Origin of the sequence: Achromobacter deleyi (assembly GCF_013116765.2) — a bacterium.
Classification (GTDB): domain Bacteria; phylum Pseudomonadota; class Gammaproteobacteria; order Burkholderiales; family Burkholderiaceae_B; genus Achromobacter; species Achromobacter deleyi_A.
Map to the genome: position 1 here is coordinate 4,973,574 of NZ_CP074375.1, position 17,418 is coordinate 4,990,991.

The 17,418-nt window shown below is 59.7% G+C and carries 17 protein-coding genes; 16 read left to right on the top strand and 1 reads right to left on the bottom strand.

The features are described from left to right. The first annotated feature begins 16 nt into the window (after positions 1–16). The 4 genes from HLG70_RS22510 (at position 17) to HLG70_RS22525 (ending at position 2,643) form a co-directional block, all read left to right on the top strand. Positions 17–883, top strand: a complete 867-nt coding sequence (locus HLG70_RS22510; protein WP_171666998.1) for a D-amino acid aminotransferase — start codon at positions 17–19, stop codon at positions 881–883. A gap of 111 nt (positions 884–994) precedes the next feature. Next, complete coding sequence (locus HLG70_RS22515; protein ID WP_057285790.1) at positions 995–1,267, top strand: YbeD family protein; 273 nt, start codon at positions 995–997, stop codon at positions 1,265–1,267. Between the two features lie 12 nt (positions 1,268–1,279). Further along, positions 1,280–1,918, top strand: coding sequence for a lipoyl(octanoyl) transferase LipB (lipB, locus tag HLG70_RS22520; RefSeq protein WP_171666997.1), 639 nt, complete (start codon positions 1,280–1,282; stop codon positions 1,916–1,918). Continuing rightward, the gene (locus tag HLG70_RS22525) at positions 1,915–2,643 is read left to right on the top strand and encodes a tetratricopeptide repeat protein (RefSeq protein WP_171666996.1); all 729 of its coding nucleotides are present in this window, start codon (positions 1,915–1,917) and stop codon (positions 2,641–2,643) included. The genes lipB and HLG70_RS22525 overlap by 4 nt, the downstream gene beginning before the upstream one ends. A 6-nt stretch (positions 2,644–2,649) precedes the next feature. Here HLG70_RS22525 and HLG70_RS22530 read toward each other — a convergent pair whose 3' ends face one another. Then, positions 2,650–3,462 (bottom strand): LacI family DNA-binding transcriptional regulator, encoded by an 813-nt coding sequence (locus HLG70_RS22530; protein WP_171666995.1) that lies wholly within the window; start codon positions 3,460–3,462, stop codon positions 2,650–2,652. Positions 3,463–3,616: 154 nt separating this feature from the next. On the opposite strand from HLG70_RS22530, the gene lipA reads away from it, so the two are divergent. From lipA to HLG70_RS22590, 12 genes are all read left to right on the top strand, one after another. After that, positions 3,617–4,621: a lipoyl synthase gene (lipA, locus tag HLG70_RS22535; RefSeq protein ID WP_171666994.1), complete on the top strand. Its 1,005-nt coding sequence runs from the start codon at positions 3,617–3,619 to the stop codon at positions 4,619–4,621. A 188-nt stretch (positions 4,622–4,809) separates the two neighbouring features. Continuing rightward, positions 4,810–5,628, top strand: a complete 819-nt coding sequence (locus HLG70_RS22540; RefSeq protein ID WP_171666993.1) for an ABC transporter permease — start codon at positions 4,810–4,812, stop codon at positions 5,626–5,628. After that, the gene (locus HLG70_RS22545) at positions 5,618–6,919 is read left to right on the top strand and encodes an ABC transporter ATP-binding protein (RefSeq protein WP_171666992.1); all 1,302 of its coding nucleotides are present in this window, start codon (positions 5,618–5,620) and stop codon (positions 6,917–6,919) included. Before HLG70_RS22540 ends, HLG70_RS22545 begins: the two co-directional genes overlap by 11 nt. Positions 6,920–6,984: 65 nt before the next feature. Continuing rightward, positions 6,985–9,960: a glycosyltransferase gene (locus HLG70_RS22550; RefSeq protein ID WP_171666991.1), complete on the top strand. Its 2,976-nt coding sequence runs from the start codon at positions 6,985–6,987 to the stop codon at positions 9,958–9,960. A 45-nt stretch (positions 9,961–10,005) separates the two neighbouring features. Further along, positions 10,006–11,112 (top strand): glycosyltransferase family 2 protein, encoded by a 1,107-nt coding sequence (locus HLG70_RS22555; protein ID WP_171666990.1) that lies wholly within the window; start codon positions 10,006–10,008, stop codon positions 11,110–11,112. Between the two features lie 189 nt (positions 11,113–11,301). Then, positions 11,302–11,847, top strand: a complete 546-nt coding sequence (gene rfbC / locus HLG70_RS22560; protein ID WP_171666989.1) for a dTDP-4-dehydrorhamnose 3,5-epimerase — start codon at positions 11,302–11,304, stop codon at positions 11,845–11,847. Between the two features lie 57 nt (positions 11,848–11,904). Continuing rightward, the gene (locus HLG70_RS22565; RefSeq protein WP_171666988.1) at positions 11,905–12,900 is read left to right on the top strand and encodes a glycosyltransferase family 2 protein; all 996 of its coding nucleotides are present in this window, start codon (positions 11,905–11,907) and stop codon (positions 12,898–12,900) included. After that, on the top strand, positions 12,897–14,156 hold the full coding sequence (locus tag HLG70_RS22570; protein ID WP_171666987.1) for a glycosyltransferase family 4 protein: 1,260 nt from the start codon (positions 12,897–12,899) through the stop codon (positions 14,154–14,156). The genes HLG70_RS22565 and HLG70_RS22570 overlap by 4 nt, the downstream gene beginning before the upstream one ends. Continuing rightward, on the top strand, positions 14,153–15,085 hold the full coding sequence (locus HLG70_RS22575; protein WP_171666986.1) for an NAD-dependent epimerase/dehydratase family protein: 933 nt from the start codon (positions 14,153–14,155) through the stop codon (positions 15,083–15,085). Before HLG70_RS22570 ends, HLG70_RS22575 begins: the two co-directional genes overlap by 4 nt. Positions 15,086–15,202: 117 nt before the next feature. Continuing rightward, positions 15,203–16,189: a rhamnan synthesis F family protein gene (locus HLG70_RS22580; RefSeq protein WP_171666985.1), complete on the top strand. Its 987-nt coding sequence runs from the start codon at positions 15,203–15,205 to the stop codon at positions 16,187–16,189. A 26-nt stretch (positions 16,190–16,215) separates the two neighbouring features. Next, complete coding sequence (locus tag HLG70_RS22585; RefSeq protein ID WP_171666984.1) at positions 16,216–17,007, top strand: class I SAM-dependent methyltransferase; 792 nt, start codon at positions 16,216–16,218, stop codon at positions 17,005–17,007. After that, positions 17,007–17,372 (top strand): GtrA family protein, encoded by a 366-nt coding sequence (locus tag HLG70_RS22590; RefSeq protein WP_171666983.1) that lies wholly within the window; start codon positions 17,007–17,009, stop codon positions 17,370–17,372. The genes HLG70_RS22585 and HLG70_RS22590 overlap by 1 nt, the downstream gene beginning before the upstream one ends. Positions 17,373–17,418: the final 46 nt, after the last annotated feature.

Below are 17,418 nucleotides of genomic sequence, written 5' to 3' on the forward strand. Positions count from 1 at the left end.
TATTCAGGAGTGCCTCATGATTCCGGGCGTGCCGGGCGAAAGCCAGGTGTATCTCAACGGTGAGTTCCTGCGTGTGGACGAGGCCAAGGTCTCCGTCCTCGACCGCGGCTTTATTTTCGGCGACGGCATCTACGAAGTCGTCCCCGTGTACCAAGGCAATGCGTTCCGCATGGCCGAACACCTAGACCGCCTGGACCGCAGCCTGGCCGCCTTGCGGATCGCGCAGCCGTTCGACCGCGCCGGGTGGATCGACCTGATCGAGCAGCTGCTGGCGCGTTCCAACCTGGACACCTGCATCGTCTACCTGCAGGTGACGCGGGGCGTGGCCAGGCGCGACCACCAGTTTCCGTCCACGCCGGTGGCTCCCACGGTGTTCGGCATGATCTCGCCGTGGTCGCCGCCGCCCGCCGCGCAGCGCACCCAGGGTCTGACGGCGATCAGCATTCCGGATGAGCGCTGGCTGCATTGCGAGATCAAGTCGGTATCGCTGCTGGGCAACGTGCTGGCCAAGCAGCAGGCGGTCGACGCGAACGCCGATGAGGTCGTCCAGTTCCGCGACGGCTACCTGACCGAAGGTTCGTCCACCAATATCTGGGTGGTGTCCGGGGGCAAGCTGCTGGCGCCGCCCAAGAACAACCTGATCCTGGAAGGCATCCGCTACGGTCTGATGGGCGAACTGGCCGCCGAGGCCGGCATCCCGTTCGAGGCCCGCCGCATCTCGCAGCAGGAAGTGGAGCAGGCCGACGAATTGATGTTGTCGTCCGCGACCAAGGAAGTGCTGGCGATCGTCTCCCTGGACGGGAAACCCGTCGGTTCCGGCAAGCCCGGCCCCGTTTTTGAACAATTGCGTGCGGGTTATGATGCCCGCATCGCCGCGCTGTAATCCTGGCGCAGGGCGGCCGCCATGGCCGCCCGCTGCCGCCGGCCGGCACTTGCCAGCGGGCCGCTTGCCCCCATATAAGAACATTCAGGGGCAACTCTTTTTAGGCACATCATGCATATTCCGCCCGAAGATTCTTTGATCGAGTACCCCAGCGACTTTCCCATCAAGGTCATGGGCAAGCAGCATCCCGAGTTCGCGCAGACGCTGACCGAAGTCGTGCTGCGGTTCGACCCGGGGTTCGACGCCGCCACGGTGGAGATGCGGCCCAGCAAGGGCGGCAACTACATGGGTCTGACCTTTACCGTGCGCGCGACGTCGCGCGAACAGCTGGATGCCCTTTATCAGGCGCTGCACGGCCATCCGATGGTGTCCATCGTCCTGTAGGGCAAGACGGCTGTGATCAAGTGGCTCGCGCGGCCGGCGGATTACCTGTCGGTCTGGCAGGACATGCAGGCATACACCAACCTGCGCGGCGCCGATACGCCCGACGAAATCTGGCTGTGCGAACATGCGCCGGTCTATACGCTGGGCCAGGCGGGCTTGCCCGAGCATGTGCTCAACCCAGGCAATATTCCCATCGTCCATTGCGATCGCGGCGGCCAGGTGACCTATCACGGGCCCGGGCAGGTCATGGCGTATGCGCTGTTCGACCTGCGCCGCGCCGACATGTACGTAAAGGAATATGTTTCCTTGCTTGAGGCGGCCGTCATCGACACGCTGGAACAGCTGGGCGTGGGCGGCGCCTGCCGCAAGCCCGGCGCGCCCGGCGTCTACGTGCCCGGCCCCGATGGCGGCGAACTGGCCAAGATCGCCGCGCTGGGCATCAAGATCCGCAACGGAAGGGCCTACCATGGGGTGTCGCTGAACGTGGCGATGGATCTGGCGCCCTTCCTGGGCATCAATCCCTGTGGCTACGAAGGGCTGCGCACCGTCGACATGGCGGCCTGTGGCGTGCGGCGCACGCCCACCGAAGCGGGCGATGCGCTCGCGCTCAACCTGGCGCAGGCCTGGCATCGCCGAAGGAGCACGAATTGAAGACCTACACCGCGGCCGACATCGCCGCCACTACGCCCGAACAACTGGCCCGCCTGCGCGAGTCGGGACCGGCCGAGGACTACGCCGCCTGGATACGGGCCGCGGCCGAACTGGGGCTGATCGAGGCGCAGACCATCTACGGGCAGATGCTGCTGGATGGCGTGGGCGTCGAACGCCAGCCGGAAGAAGGGCTGGCGTGGTTCAAGCGCGCCGCCAACGCCGACCATCTGATGGCGATCAACATGGTGGGGCGCTGCTATGAGAACGGCTGGGGCGTGCCCGCCGACGATACAGTCGCGGCGTACTGGTTCCGGCTGGCCGCCGATGGCGGACTGGACTGGGGCATGTACAACTACGCCCATATGCTGCGCAACGGGCGGGGCGGCGTGACGCAGAACCAGGCCGCCGCATTGGCCCTGTACCAGCAGGCCGCCCAGACCGGCCACGTGAAGTCCATCGGAGTGGTTGGCCGCTATTACGAAGCGGGCGACGTGGTTGCACAGGACATCGAACGCGCGTTCGATTGCTACCAGCGCTGCGCCGAGGGCGGTGACTTCCGCGGCATGTTCCACCTGGGCCGGCTGCTATTGCTGCGCGGCAAGAAAGAGGAAGCCGTGCAGTGGCTGGTCCGCGTGCCCGAGACGTCCACGCCGGCTTTCCTGAAGGAAGCCAACCGCATGCTGCAAGACTGCGGCTTTCCGGCGCTATATGAGGAACAGCCGTAGCGCGGCTTATGTGCTCAGGCGGGCCTGGAACACCACATCCATCATGTCATGCTGCCCGGCGCCGCGTTCGCCTTGCAGTCGGTCCAGCAGCAGCTGGCCCGCGCGCCTGCCCAGCGCGGCGGCGTCCACACCCAGCGTGGTCAGCCCTTGCACCCACTGCGCCGCGCTGCCATCGTCCGTGAATCCCAGCACCGCCAGGTCCTGCGGCACGTGCAGATCGCGGTTGTGCGCTTCCGACACGGCGGCGGCGGCCAGCAGGTCCGACGTGCAAAAGACCGCGTCGAAGATCGTATTGGTGGCCAAGAGGCGCAGGAAGGCCATGCGGCCGTCGTTCATGTGCTGCACCTCGGGCTGCACGATGTCGGCGACCTGCTCCAGCCCCAGCGCGGCGGCGCTGCTGATAAAGCCCTCGCGTCTGGCGCGCTCCCAGGGGTTGTCGGCGCTGATGCAGGCCACCAGGGCGTGGCGCTTTTCGGCCAGGTGGCGTGCCGCCATGCGGCCGGCTTCGGCGTTGTCGATCACCACCGCACTGTCCAGGGCCTGCGCGGATGCGCTCCAGGTCTCCACGACCGGGATCTCCAGCGCGGCCAGGGCGGCCCGCAAGCCGGAATCGTCCAGCGGGCCGATGATCAGGGCCGCCGCCGGGCGCAGTTCGGCAAGAAGAGGAAGCGTCCGGGCGTCTTGCCAGGGGGCGGCGGCCAGGTAGTAGCCGGCGGGGGCGAGCAGTTCGCTGCAAGCCTGCGTGGCTTGTGCAGCGGGGCCGGAATCCAGCCGGGGGGCGATCAGGGCGATGGGGCTCAGGGGGGGCAGGGAGGGCATGTAAAAGTCCGCGGAGGCGTCAGGCGAGACGATAACCCAGCCAGGCCGGCCCCCGCGTGGCGCCACGCTTGGGGCGGATCCGGGCGGCGGAGGGTAAAATGCCCTTTTTTGTCCCAGACCCGGCCGTCTTGCGCGCCGGTCATGAAGGTGTCCCATGTCTACGCTCGCCGAGTCTCCTGTTCCCTCGAACGAATCCGCCGCTGCGCCCGCGGACGCGGTTTACGATCCGACGCAAAAACAGAAATCGCAGGCCAAGACGGCGCGCATCCCGATCAAGATCATTCCGGCCGAACGCCTGAAGAAGCCTGAATGGATCCGCGTGAAGGCCGCTGCGCCCGGTTCGCGCTTCTACGACATCAAGCGCATCCTGCGGGAGCACAACCTGCACACGGTGTGCGAGGAAGCCTCATGTCCGAATATCGGCGAGTGCTTCGGCAAGGGCACGGCCACGTTCATGATCATGGGTGACAAATGCACCCGCCGCTGCCCGTTCTGTGATGTGGGTCACGGCCGCCCGGACCCCCTGGACACCAAAGAACCCGAGAACCTGGCGCGCACCATTGCCGCCATGAAACTGTCCTACGTCGTGATCACTTCGGTCGATCGCGACGACCTGCGCGACGGCGGCGCCGGCCACTTCGTGGACTGCATCACCCACATCCGCGAGCTGTCGCCCACCACCCGCATCGAGGTGCTGGTGCCCGACTTCCGCGGCCGCCTGGACCGCGCGCTGACCATCCTGAACGCCGGCCCTCCCGACGTGATGAACCACAACCTGGAAACCGTGCCGCGCCTGTACAAGCAGGCACGTCCGGGCTCGGACTACATGCATTCGCTGAAGCTGCTGGCCGAGTTCAAGAAGCTGCACCCGGAAGTCCCCACCAAGTCCGGCCTGATGCTGGGACTGGGCGAGACGGACGAGGAAATCCTGCAAGTGATGCGCGACATGCGCGCGCACGACGTGGACATGCTGACGATCGGGCAATATCTGCAGCCGTCCGAGCATCATCTGCCGGTGCTGCGCTATGTGCACCCGGATACGTTTGCGATGTTCGAGCGTGAGGCGTATGCCATGGGGTTCTCGCATGCGGCGGTGGGCGCGATGGTGCGGTCTTCGTACCATGCGGATGAGCAGGCGCACGCTGCGGGGGTGAATTGAAGCCCTAGCATCAGACGCTCCGCCGGAGCCGCAAAACCCAGTTACCGGCTAACAGGGAAATTGGCGGTGTCCGCCTGGTATCCGGCATTGGACTCGCGAGTCCAGTCCTTGTGTTTCCTGCAGCGCTCGTCGTTCATAGACATGATGGACGGAGGTAGCGCTGCGGCATCAATGGAGGTTCTTCCACAATGAGGCAGTTTCCGAGCAGCCCGCGTGCGCTTGTATTGAGCGGGGTGCGTAACGGAGGTCTAATCTCCGCATCAGTCAAGCGTGAAGTCATTGGGCGCTACAAGGGCTCCATCATGGGATTGATGTGGACCTTCATCAACCCCATCATCATGCTTGCGATCTATACCTTCGTGTTCAGTGTCGTCTTCAAGGCGCGCTGGAACACGGGCAGTGCGTCGCGCACCGAGTTCGCATTGGTGTTGTTCTTGGGGTTGATTGTCTTCAATCTGTTCGCCGAATGCTTCAACAAGGCGTCGGGACTGATCGTCGGTAATCCCAATTTCGTCAAGAAGGTGGTGTTTCCGCTCGAAATCCTGCCGTGGATCACCCTGGGCGCCGCGCTGTTCCACACATTGGTAAGCCTGGTGGTGTGGCTGTTGGCGTATCTCGTCCTGTTCGGTGTGCCGCCCCTGACGGTGCTCTACGTGCCCCTCGTCCTGCTGCCATTTTGTCTTTTCCTTCTGGGGTTGTGCTGGATACTGGCGTCCCTCGGGGTGTACCTGCGCGACGTGTCCCAGTTCATCGGAATCGTGACGACGGTGGTGATGTTCATGTCGCCCATCTTTTATCCGCCGGAGAACTTGCCCGAGCCATATCGGCACCTGTTGTACCTGAATCCTCTGACTTTCATCGTGGAGCAAGTCCGGGCCGTGGCTTTTTTTGGTAGCCAGCCGAATGCGCTGGGTTTGTTGATGTACGCTGCGGCGGCGGGCGCGTTTGCGTGCTTGGCGTTTGCGTGGTTCCAGAAGACCAGGAAGGGGTTTGCTGATGTCCTCTGAAATTTCGATATCGGTATCAAATGTCAGCAAGTGCTATCACGTCTACGAACGGCCGCGTGATCGTCTCCTGCAGATGCTCACGCGCGGACGCAAGAAATTCTTCAAGGAATTCTGGGCGCTGCGGGACATCTCTTTCGAAATAAAGAAAGGCGAAGTAATCGGCATTGTCGGTCGCAATGGATCGGGCAAATCGACCCTGTTACAGCTGATTTGCGGCACCTTGAACCAAAGTTCGGGCGAGGTCAACACCGTCGGGCGGGTTGCCGCGCTGCTGGAGTTGGGATCCGGGTTCAACCCGGAATTCACGGGTCGCGAGAACATTTTCCTCAATGGCGCAATCCTCGGCCTGACTCGCCAGGAAATTGCGTCCAAGATGGATCGCATTCTTGCCTTCGCGGAGATCGGTGATTTCATCGACCAACCGGTCAAGACGTACTCCAGTGGGATGTACGTGCGGTTGGCGTTTGCGATTCAAGCCAATATTGATCCGGATATCCTCATTGTCGACGAGGCTTTGGCGGTGGGCGACGCTTACTTCACGCACCGATGCATGTTGCGATTTGAGCAACTGCGTGAACGTGGCACCACGATCCTCTTCGTATCTCACGACGCGACCGCGGTAAGGTCGTTGTGCGAGAAATGCATCTGGCTGGAGAACGGCCAGATGGTCGCTTTCGATACGGCCTCGAAAGTCGTGGATCGCTACCTCGCAGCATTGTTCGGCTACGAGCAGGCCGACACGGTGAATGAAGAGCCGCCGGCAACCCTGGAAAACGGCACTGCGCCTGTGGTGCCACGCGATGGGGTCGAATTGAAGATTCCCAATATCGATCAGCGCATCGGCGACGGCAAGTACTCGATTATCGGTGTAAGCCTCTACGACGAAAAAATGAGCCCGATCCAGGCGATCACTCACGGCTCTCGCGTCATCCTCCGATTCAGTATCCGCAATCAGTCCATGGAATCAGGCGGAAAACTCATCGCCGGCTATATATTCCGTACCCAGAAAGGCATAGAACTGGCCAGTACGCATAGCGACGTAGAGAAGGTGCCAATCACCATCGGAGAGATCGGCAGCATTACGACGGTGACATTTACCGTCGATTTGCCGCTGTTGCACCCCGGCTCTTATGCGTTCAGCCCGACGGTTGCATATCGTACCGAGCTGGGCGACATAAAAATGGCTGACCGCGTGGAAAATGCGATTGTGTTCATGGTGTCGTCGGTGAAGCAGATCCACGCGATGATGAACCTGCCGACCACGGTGTCGGCGACACACGCGGCGGCATAACCGAAGGTTGGCCAGACCAATCGAATAGCAAGTAGTCGGATAGCAGAATTTACTGAGGAATAGCGATGTGTAATGCTTGGTGTGTGGCTTGGGGAAAGCAGGCACAGCCGCACCTGAAAAAAGGCGCCCGGCTATTGGAGGTCGGCTCCCGTGATGTGAGCGGGACGTTGCGCGCGATCTTTTCCGATCCGGAAGGCGAATATGTCGGCATAGATGTCCTTGAGGGCCCAGGTGTCGATCTGGTATTGGACTCCTCACGCATCGTCAGCCAGTTCGGCCGCGAGTCGTTTGACGCGGTTGTTGCTTCCGGGATGCTGGAGCATTGCTACGATTGGCAAGGTGCGTTGTATCAGATGGTGGCTGCCTTGCGCATCGGTGGCGTGCTGGTGTTGACTGCGCGCTCCCCGGGATCCAAGCCGCACGATTCTTCGGCAGATCATTGGCGTTTCTCCCACCAGGATTTCGTCGACATCTTTTCGCCGCTGGGCGAACTGATTTCGGTCGGCGACGATATGGCACCGGATCGGCCATGCGGGGTGGGTGTCATCGTACGGCGGACATGTTCCGCGGAGGCCCTCGAAACCTGGATGGAGAGTCTGCGCTCCTTCCAGGCGTATTCCATGGCGCAAGAGGCCGAACAGCAGGCCGCAAAAGGGCTGCAGGCTGAAGCAGCGGGCGGCGCGAGTCCTGAGGGCATGATTTTCGATCAGTACAGCCGCTACCTGGCCTGCGCCCGCCTGCTGCGTGACTCCGGACTAAAGCGTGGCTCGACCGTATTGGACGTGGGCAGCGGACCAGAGTGTTTGCTCGGCGGCTTCATCGAAGAAGCTGAAGTTACCTATGTCGACCCGCTGCTGGCCGGCAAGGAAGGCGTCAACAAGGTCAGCGGCAACGTGTTCGCCGAACGCTTGAATGGCATGAAATTCGATTTCGTGTGCGCCGTGGACGTTCTGGAGCACGTTCCGCCGCAATTCCGGGATGCATTCCTCAGCCGGCTCATGGATCTTGCAGGCACTGCGGTCTTGCTGGGATTCCCGCCGGGCGAAGGCGGGCATGCTCTCGAGACTGACAATCAAGTCAACGAGGAATACCGTCGCGTCCATGGCGCGACGTACGGCTGGCTCGACGAACATTACGAATATGGATTGCCGTCGGCGCGCAAGGTGGAAGAAGATTTCCGCGCCCGGGGTTACAGTTGTTCCGTGGTCGGACATGGCCATACCCCTTGGTTGAAGCGCCTGCTTTCCAAGGTGATCTGTTATTGGGATGTTCAATCGCTGAAGCCTGAAGTGTTGACTGCCTCCGCGGCATTCAATCGCGAGCTCGCCAACCAGGATTATGCCGGGCCGCACTATCGGGTTTTCCTCTCGGCGACCAAGGAACCGCAGCTGCGGCCCGCGCAACGGTATGAGCCCTCCGCCGAGGAGTTGGCAAATCTCAATCGCAAATTCGATGCGCTTGTGGGCGACCTCGACCAGCGTGTTCTGGATCGGGCCGTAGGTGAACTGAAGCGCAAGGAAGAGGAAGTTGCCAAGCTGAGCAGCGACGTACATCAAACCTCGGTTTGGGCACAGTCCTTGATGGAAACCATCGCCCAGCGCGACGCCGAGATTTTCCGGCTTCAAGGCGAAATGGGTGACCTCTCCGGCGCCCATCAGCAACTCCAGGGTGAGCTCGGAAATCTATCCCGTGCCCATCAGAATCTACAAGGTGAATTCAAGGATATCTCCAGCGTCTTTCAGCGCGGCAGCGTTCGTCTCGGCGTGCGCCTGCTGAAGGCTGCGGCCCGGCGGCGTCTGGCGGCAACACCTGTTGGCGACGTCGTGCGCCTGGCCCGCGGCCAAAAGGCCAAGCAGCAGGCTCGGGCGAAATTGGATGTCGTTGCGCAGGCCGTGGCGCGCAATAACCAGCGGCTCGTGCTGGCATTTCCCATCATCAACTGGGATTTTCGTTGGCAGCGGCCGCAACACATCGTATCCGGGCTGCGCGATCATGGTTACGCCGCATGCTATCTATCGATGAATCTCGACCCTCTGGGCCGGAAATTCGTCTCGGGAGCCGAGGCGGCCGGAGCGCTTGGGGTGGACGTCCTGGACAAGGATATTTTCCAGATTCGCTTGCAGTCGCGAGATCCGGTCAACGTCTACGCCAACGTGCTCGCAGGCGAGGATCTGGATAACCTGGTCACGTCGCTGACGCAACTGATCCGCCACGCAAAACCCGAGTCCATTCATTATTTGGTCCAGTTCCCGGGATGGTGGCCGGTTGCGCAGCGGCTTAAAGAGGCCTTGGGTGGCACCGTGGTCTTCGATTGCATGGATGATCACGCAGGTTTCTTCACCAATACTGCGGATGCGATCAAGATGGAGCAGCAGCTTATCGAGGCGGCGGATCTGGTCGTCGCCTCGTCATTGCTCCTTGAAGACCGCTGCCATGTCTTGAATCCGCGGACTGTCCAAATCAAGAACGGCACGGAGTTCAAGCATTTCGCCGAGCCCAAGCGCAATGGCCTGCTGGATAAGTATGCCGATCGTCCCATCGTCGGGTATTACGGCGCCATTTCCGACTGGTTCGATATGGAGCTGCTTGCCCATTGTGCCCGTGCCAAGCCCGAGTGGAATTTCGTTTTGATCGGCTCCACGATGGGTGCGAACCTGGAGCCGGTGTCCGGACTGTCAAACGTGCATCTGCTTGGCGAAAAACCGTACACGGAACTGCCGGGCTATTTCGCGTATTTTGACGTATGCACGATTCCGTTCAAGCTCGTGCCATTGACCCTGGCGACGAATCCGGTCAAGTTCTACGAATACATGAGCGCCGGCAAACCTGTGGTTTCGATCGACCTGCCAGAACTGGCCATTTATTCCGACGATTGCTACCTCGCGCATAACGGCAAGGAGTTTGTCGCACAGCTGGAAGCGGCCATGGCGCAGAAGGATGACCGCGAAAAGATCGCCCGACGCATCGCGCTCGCCAAGGAAAACTCATGGGATGCACGCGTCACGGCGCTGTTGCAGGCCGATGCGTTTGCAAAGCGCTAAGTCGCGTAACCCGTGTTATGAGCTGCCCTCTATCCTGTGATTGACATGAACGCTTCCATCATCGTTCTGGCCTACAACCACCTCGAGGAGACTACCGCGCCTTGCCTGGAGTCGATACTCGAGCATACCGACCTGAATCACAATGAGCTTATCGTTGTCGATAACGCCTCTAGCGACGGTACGGCCGCATACCTGCGCGAGTTCAAGTCAAAGCATCCCGAGGTTCGGCTTTGCTTGAATGACGTGAACAAGGGCTACGCAGGCGGCAACAACGACGGAATTCGCTTGGCCGAAGGGCGCGTTCTCGTCCTGTTGAACAACGACACCGTCGTGGGCCCAGGGTGGCTCGCGCCTTTGGTGGATGCGCTGGACAAGGATCCGAGCGTAGCCATGGTAGGCCCGGTGACAAACTCCGCAGGCAACGAACAGCGCATTGTTTTGCCTGATGTCACGCCCGACACGTTCCTGCGGGCGACCGCGCCGTACCTGGCGCAGCAGGCCGGTGCGTATTCCGAAACGGCGAAATTGGGCTTTTTCTGCGTGGCGATACGCCGGGACGTCATCGATAAAATCGGACTGCTTGATGAGGCCTTCGGCATCGGTATGTTCGAGGATGATGATTTGTGCGTGCGTGCGACACAGGCGGGCTATCGACTGCTCATCGCCGAGGGCGCCTTCGTATATCACAAGGGAAGCGTTTCATTCAGCAAATTGGGTGCAGAGAAATATCAGGGATTGTTCTTCCGCAACCTCGCATATTTCTTCGAGAAGCATGGCGCGGCGTGGACTTATACCGATATTGCGATAGCAGCCTGGAAGCGTCTCAAGCAGGATATGCAGCAGGCCATGTCAGGAGATCAGGCTGCGGTGGCCAGGGTGCGCAGCAGGGTCTCGTTGATGGACGACACCTTGAGCCAGGCGCGCCGGCAGGAGGAAGCAGCCATGCAATCGTCGTCGGTCGAGCTCTCAAATCGGATGGCGGCAAAAAAACATGCCGAGCTGATGGAGATCTCGAATTGGGCAACGTCGCTCAAGGGTGAGAACGAGAGGCTGCGGCAAGAGTTGGATGAGTACAAGCGCAACGCCGAGCACGGCGGTGGGTCCCTGCTGCGGGCGTTGGGACGCAAGGTCAAGCGTCTCATCGGCTCCTGACGTTCCGTATCCCGCGCGTGATCTCATCCGGGCCGTTCGCGACAAGGCAGGCCGAGCCCATGCTCGAGCACCTTGCCCAGCCGTGTTGAGTGTAGAGAATCATGACCCAGTCCAAAAAACGAAAAGTGTCCTTCCTGGACGCGCATTCATTGATGTTGACCAGCTGCTGTTGAAGATCGAGGTATAGCCATGAAAATCATCCCTACCGCCATTCCCGAAGTCTTGCTCATCGAGCCCCGTGTATTCGGCGACGACAGAGGCTTTTTCTTTGAAAGCTTCAACAGCCGTGTATTCAATGAGGCGGTCGGTCGCGAAGTCAATTTCGTCCAGGATAATCACTCGCGTTCGGTACAGGGAGTGTTGCGTGGCTTGCATTATCAGATCGCTCAACCGCAAGGCAAGCTGGTGCGTGCGGTGATCGGGTCCGTGTTTGATGTGGCTGTCGATATGCGCAAGGGGTCTCCCACGTTTGGAAAGTGGGTGGGCGAGGTGCTTAGCGCCGAAAACAAACGCATGCTGTGGGTGCCCGAGGGTTTCGCGCACGGCTTCCAGGTCTTGTCGGAAACGGCTGACTTTCTGTACAAGACGACCGATTTCTACGCCCCGCAGCATGAACGATGCGTGATCTGGAACGACTCCACTCTGGCTATTGATTGGCCCGCCGATGTGACGCCGCGCCTGTCGCAAAAAGACGAGCAGGGTTTGACGTTCCATGAGGCGGACGTTTTTGCCTGATTTTGTCATCGCTAGCGCGTGCGTTGCTCGCGAACGCCGCCTGGGAGGCGCCATGCCATGAAGGCTTCCGTCATCATTCCGACCAAAAACCCGGGGGGCATTCTGCGGTCCGTGCTTCAGGCCGTGTGTAATCAGAAGGCAGCCTTCGATTTCGATGTGCTGGTCATCGATTCCGGTTCCACGGATGGCACTGCCGACTATGTGCGCCAGTTTGGCGATAAGCGTGTACGGCTGCATGAGATTGCGCCCGCGGAATTTGGCCATGGCAAGACGCGTAACTTGGGCGTCTCCCTGACCGATGGTGAGTTCGCCGTGTTTATCACGCATGACGCTCTGCCCGCGAGCGACGGGTGGTTGGCCGCCATGGTGAAGCCGGCGGATGAGGATCCGGAGGTCGCGGGAGTGTTCGGCAGGCATCTGGCTTACCCGGATGCTTCCCCGTTTACCAGGCGAGACCTGGAGCGGCACTTTGCCCATTTCGAGCCCACGCCCGTGGTTCGGCTGGATGACCGCGCGCGCTACGACCGCGATCCTGGCTACCGGCAATTCCTGCACTTTTTTTCCGATAACAATGCACTGATTCGTCGCAGCGTCTGGCAGCAGTTTCCGTATCCCGATGTGGACTTCGCGGAAGATCAGATCTGGGCGGAGACCATCATCAAGCAGGGGTGGAAAAAGGCGTATGCGCACGATGGTGTCGTATATCACTCTCACGACTTTCCACCCTTTGAGTATTTGCAGCGCAGCTTCGACGAGTCGTATGCGTTGTTTCGCCTGTTTGGCTATACGCTGGTGCCGTCCTTGTACAGGCTGCTTCGCTCGTGGGGTGGCGCCACTTTGCTGGACCTCCGCTACGCGTGGGGGCAGGGATTGATCTGGCGTCAGCCACTGGCGGTATTGAGCATGCCGTTCCGAAATCTCATGCGCGCATCGGGGCATTATCTGGGCTCGCGTGCCGACCGGTTGCCGGCTGGGCTGCGTCGTGGGCTTTCCCGAGATCGGCGCATGATGGCCGGGATGGCAGTTTCTGTAAGAGCGGAAGAGAAATCATGAATGTGGGCATCTTCAAGAAACGTGCCGAGAGCGTATTACGGTTTCGCCGTGATCACGGGACCAAAGCGTTGATCCTGCGAGTGCTAAACGCCTTGCTGAACCCAAGCGCGTTCCAGAAGCAAAAAGTGGTCGAATCTCTCGCATTCACCAAATATCGACCTTTTGGCGAGAGGTCCAGGGCCGAGGAGGCAGCATCCAATACCGTAAATTGGTTCATTCCGCGGCCTGGTCGAGGTTCGGGTGGTCATCTGAATATCTTCCGCTTCGTGCGCAATCTCGAAGCATTGGGTTTTGAGTGCCGCCTTATTTCGACCGTCACCAATATTCCCGGCATGACGCCGGAGCAAATGGAGGCGGATATCGCCAACTGGTTTTTTCCGCTCAAGGCCAAGGTCTATATCGGCGCGGAGAATGCCCCTCCCGCAGCCATATCGATCGCAACGGGTTGGCATACCGCTTACGACGTGCGGAACTTCCAGTCCACGTTGCACAAGTGCTACTTCGTGCAGGACTTTGAGCCTCAGTTCTATCCCGTCGGTACCGAATATGCGCTGGCCGAGGAGACCTACCGATTTGGTTTCACGGGCATCACGGCGGGCGGTTGGCTGGCCGGCAAGTTGGCGGCCGACTATGGAATGCGCACTTATTCCGTCGGCTTTTCCTATGACCGCGATCTATACAGGCCAATGCCGGTCGCCCACGAGGGGCGCCGCGTTTTTTTCTATACGAGGCCTTCGACGCCGCGCCGGGGATTTGAATTGGGACTTGCCGTATTGGATGAGGTCGCCAGACGGCATCCCGAGGTCGTTGCGGTGCTCGCCGGGGGCCGCCTGGGCCAATGGGAGATTCCGTTCAAGCATGTCGACAGCGATATCGTCGATCTCGCCAAACTAAGCGAGCTGTACAACAGCTGCGATGTGGCATTGGTGCTGTCGTTCACCAATCTATCCCTGCTGCCGCTAGAGCTGATGGCTTGCGGCGTTCCGGTGGTCAGCAACCGCGACGCTTGCACCCAATGGCTCTTGACGGAGGAAAATGCTCGTCTTGAGTCGCCCACCATCGAAGCGCTGGCGGATGCAATCTGCGCCATCCTGGAGGATTCTTCGGAGGCTGCGCGGCTGCGCGAAGGCGGCTTGCGGCTTGCCGCATCTACGGACTGGGCGGTCGAAGGGCATCGTCTGGCGGATATTCTGCGCCAGATTGCTGACCAACCTGTGGGCGAATCCCCCCACCGATCAATGGCGGCGCCGATATGACCGACCTGTCGCAATCCCGTTGCGCGATTCTCGGCGGAGGGGGCTTTATTGGCACCAACCTGTGCCGGGCACTGAATGGTCGCGTGGCGGCCTTGAGGATATTCAGCCGACGCCTGTCCTTTCCGCCGGCCGTTTCCGGCATCGAGTGGATTTCGGGCGATTTCGAGCACACAGACAAGGTCGAGGAGGCGGTGGCTGGCTGCGACACCGTTTTTCATCTGCTGACGGCGACTACGCCCGCGAGCGCGAATCTCGATATGATCGGCGACTTGAATGCCAACGTGGCGGGGACGTTGCGTCTGCTTGATGCGTGTCGGGCACAGGGCGTTCGCCGGATTGTCTATATCTCTTCCGGCGGGACGATATACGGTATTCCCCAACAAATTCCCACGCCGGAAAGTGCGCCGACTTCACCCATCACGGCTTATGGCGTCACGAAGCTTGCCGTTGAGAAATATCTGCATCTCTATCACCATCTTTATGGCTTGGAGTACCGAGTGCTCCGAGTCGCCAATCCGTTCGGGCCCTATCAGACTGCCGTCAAGAATCAGGGGGTGATCGCTGCGTTCATGCGTCAAGCGTTGCAGGGCGAGCCGATCAATGTTTGGGGTGACGGATCGATCGTTAGAGATTACATCTATATCGACGATGTAATCTCGGCTATGCTCGCGGCGGCGACGCATGAAGGCCCTTCGCGGGTCTTTAACGTTGGCACAGGAGAGGGGCGCAGCTTGACTGAGATCGTCGAAGCGATCGAAAAAGTCTCAGGGCTGACGGTTCCGGTCCGGTACGGCGCTGGGCGTCCTATTGATGTGCCGCGCAGCATCCTGGACATCACGCTGGCGCGGCAGGAATTGGGCTGGCAGCCACAACAAGACTTCCTGTCCGGGGTGCGGTTGACGTGGGACTGGATACGTAGCCTGCCTTAAGCCCGACGATAGAATTCAATTGAAAAAATGAAGAAGTACTTTCGTGCATTGCGGACCATGGGAGCCTTGGGCATATCCGAGGGTGGACTCACGGGCTTGGTCCGAAAAAGCGTCCGTATGTATCGCAGTCAGGGCCTGCGCGGTTTCAAACGTTTGTTCGCCGCGGCCGCCGGCGGCAGTGTGCGGTCGGGCCCAATTCCAAATCGTCCCCGCGATCGGGACGATTTCGCATTCGAGATTCCCTTTGGCTTTCCTGTCAGCCGCGATCCTGCATTGCGCGCCTGTGCCGTCGTCCATGCCTTTTATCCGGAACTGATGCCGCAGGTCCGGAGCTACCTGGAAAGAGTGCCGGGGCAGCTTGACGTGTACATCTCGACGACATCCGAGGAGAAGCGCAATATCATCGAGGCGGCCATGCAAGGCTATGCGGGGGGTACGGTCGAGGTTCGTGTTTTCACGAACCGGGGACGGGATATCGCTCCCAAGCTGGTCGGCTTTGCAGACGTCTATAGCAAGTACGACGTCGCACTCAGCCTGCACACCAAAAAATCGCCGCATGGCGGAGAGATGTTGGCGCCGTGGCGCGACTATCTGTACGATCATCTGCTGGGATCCCCGGAGATCGTTGCGTCCATTTTTGAACTCCTGCGGCATGATGGGATCGGCATGGTTTTCCCTCAGCACTTCTTCCCCTTGCGCAATCACCTCGCCTGGGGGCCTAACTTTGAATCCACGCTTGCGCTGCTGGAACCGCTGGGTGTCACAATCGAACCAGACGCGTGCCTGGAGTGCCCATCGGGATCCATGTTTTGGTGCCGGACCGACGCTTTGCAGCCGTTGTTAAGCCTTCATCTGACCTTTGACAGCTTTCCGGACGAGTCTGGGCAGACCGACGGCACCCTCGCCCACGCGATAGAGCGTGCCTTCCTCTACAGTATTGAGGGGGCTGGCTACAAATGGGCAAAGGTAGTGCTGCGCAATTCTTATCCTTTGCAGTCAACGATCCTACCGGTTCACAGCATCGTCGATATTGAGCAGGGAATGTCACGAGTATACCGACCGCTGCTGGAGGCGAAATCGCCTGCAGCGATACGGAAATCCTAAAAATCTTATGTGGACAGAGTGAAAAAATGAACTGGCTTGCGGACTATCTGCGCGATTCTAGCGTGAAGGATCTGAACGTCGACGGTGGTGATCGCCTGGTGATTCATAGCCAGATATTGGCGCGCAAGCCAATGCTGCAAGCGGTGTTCAATAGTTTTCACCACACCTTTGAGAGATTGGATCGTCGTTTTCTGACTGCATCAGGGTTGCGCGTTGAACTGGGTGCGGGTGTTGCGCCCATCAGGGACAGCTATCCCGATGTTCTCGCTACGGATATTGTCGAGGGCCCCCACCTTGATCGGGTGGTGAATGCCGAAGAAATGGATTTTCCCGATCATTCCGTACGGACGATATTCGGCCAAAATTGTTTTCACCATTTCCCCCATCCAGATCGATTTTTTAATGAATTGGTCAGGGTGCTACCCGTAGGGGGGGGATGCATTCTGCTGGAGCCGTATTACAGCCCCGCAGCGGCATTCACTTTCAAACGCTTATTCAGTACCGAAGGCTATGACAAGGAATACCCGTCATGGGAGACCCCGGTCGCGGGGCCAATGAACGGTGCCAACCAAGCCTTGAGCTATATAGTTTTTAAACGCGATAGAAAGATGTTCGAGCAGAAATTTCCAAAGCTGCATATTGTCCACGAGGAAGTATGCAACAACTATTTACCCTATCTCCTTTCAGGCGGACTGAACTTTCGTCAGCTATGGCCGGACCGCGCGCTTCCTCTGCTTACCGGAATCCAGGGCGCGTTGAAGCCGTTCTCGCGCGTGCTCGGATTGCATCACGTCATTGTCTTGCGCAAAGAGGCCTGATGCGATTTGCTCGTTACATATCGGTTCAGATCGGTGCATATGTCATAGATATGGGCGGCTTCGTGCTGCTCAGCAAATACCTGCTGACTCCGCTTCTGGTGGCCAACGTCATAAGCAAACTGTGCGCTGGCCTGTTCGGTTTTTTTGTGCATCGGTTTTTTACGTTTCAGTTGACCGGATCGGAACGGACCTTCAGGCAGGCGGTGACCTACTTCGCACTGCTGGGTTTGAACTTGCCCCTGTCCGCCCTCATCTTGCACGGTGTGTTGCAGGTCGTGGCATGGCCGGTGGTCGCGAAGTTTATCTCTGATGTAATTTGTGTATTCCTTAGCTATTGGCTGAGCAAGCGGTTCGTTTTTCTGTGAGAACGCGCTTGCCTTGCACGTGCCATCGTCGTTGGCCCCTGAGGAC

What these genes read in the sequence shown, in the direction of transcription:
- HLG70_RS22575 (WP_171666986.1), top strand. Translation starts at nt 14,153, where the DNA reads ATGACCGACCTGTCGCAATCCCGTTGCGCGATTCTCGGCGGAGGGGGC.
- HLG70_RS22580 (WP_171666985.1), top strand. Translation starts at nt 15,203, where the DNA reads ATGTATCGCAGTCAGGGCCTGCGCGGTTTCAAACGTTTGTTCGCCGCG.
- lipA (WP_171666994.1), top strand. Translation starts at nt 3,617, where the DNA reads ATGTCTACGCTCGCCGAGTCTCCTGTTCCCTCGAACGAATCCGCCGCT.
- HLG70_RS22545 (WP_171666992.1), top strand. Translation starts at nt 5,618, where the DNA reads ATGTCCTCTGAAATTTCGATATCGGTATCAAATGTCAGCAAGTGCTAT.
- HLG70_RS22540 (WP_171666993.1), top strand. Translation starts at nt 4,810, where the DNA reads ATGAGGCAGTTTCCGAGCAGCCCGCGTGCGCTTGTATTGAGCGGGGTG.
- HLG70_RS22585 (WP_171666984.1), top strand. Translation starts at nt 16,216, where the DNA reads ATGAACTGGCTTGCGGACTATCTGCGCGATTCTAGCGTGAAGGATCTG.
- HLG70_RS22590 (WP_171666983.1), top strand. Translation starts at nt 17,007, where the DNA reads ATGCGATTTGCTCGTTACATATCGGTTCAGATCGGTGCATATGTCATA.
- HLG70_RS22565 (WP_171666988.1), top strand. Translation starts at nt 11,905, where the DNA reads ATGAAGGCTTCCGTCATCATTCCGACCAAAAACCCGGGGGGCATTCTG.
- HLG70_RS22530 (WP_171666995.1), bottom strand. Translation starts at nt 3,462, where the DNA reads ATGCCCTCCCTGCCCCCCCTGAGCCCCATCGCCCTGATCGCCCCCCGG.
- HLG70_RS22550 (WP_171666991.1), top strand. Translation starts at nt 6,985, where the DNA reads ATGTGTAATGCTTGGTGTGTGGCTTGGGGAAAGCAGGCACAGCCGCAC.
- HLG70_RS22515 (WP_057285790.1), top strand. Translation starts at nt 995, where the DNA reads ATGCATATTCCGCCCGAAGATTCTTTGATCGAGTACCCCAGCGACTTT.
- HLG70_RS22555 (WP_171666990.1), top strand. Translation starts at nt 10,006, where the DNA reads ATGAACGCTTCCATCATCGTTCTGGCCTACAACCACCTCGAGGAGACT.
- HLG70_RS22510 (WP_171666998.1), top strand. Translation starts at nt 17, where the DNA reads ATGATTCCGGGCGTGCCGGGCGAAAGCCAGGTGTATCTCAACGGTGAG.
- rfbC (WP_171666989.1), top strand. Translation starts at nt 11,302, where the DNA reads ATGAAAATCATCCCTACCGCCATTCCCGAAGTCTTGCTCATCGAGCCC.
- HLG70_RS22570 (WP_171666987.1), top strand. Translation starts at nt 12,897, where the DNA reads ATGAATGTGGGCATCTTCAAGAAACGTGCCGAGAGCGTATTACGGTTT.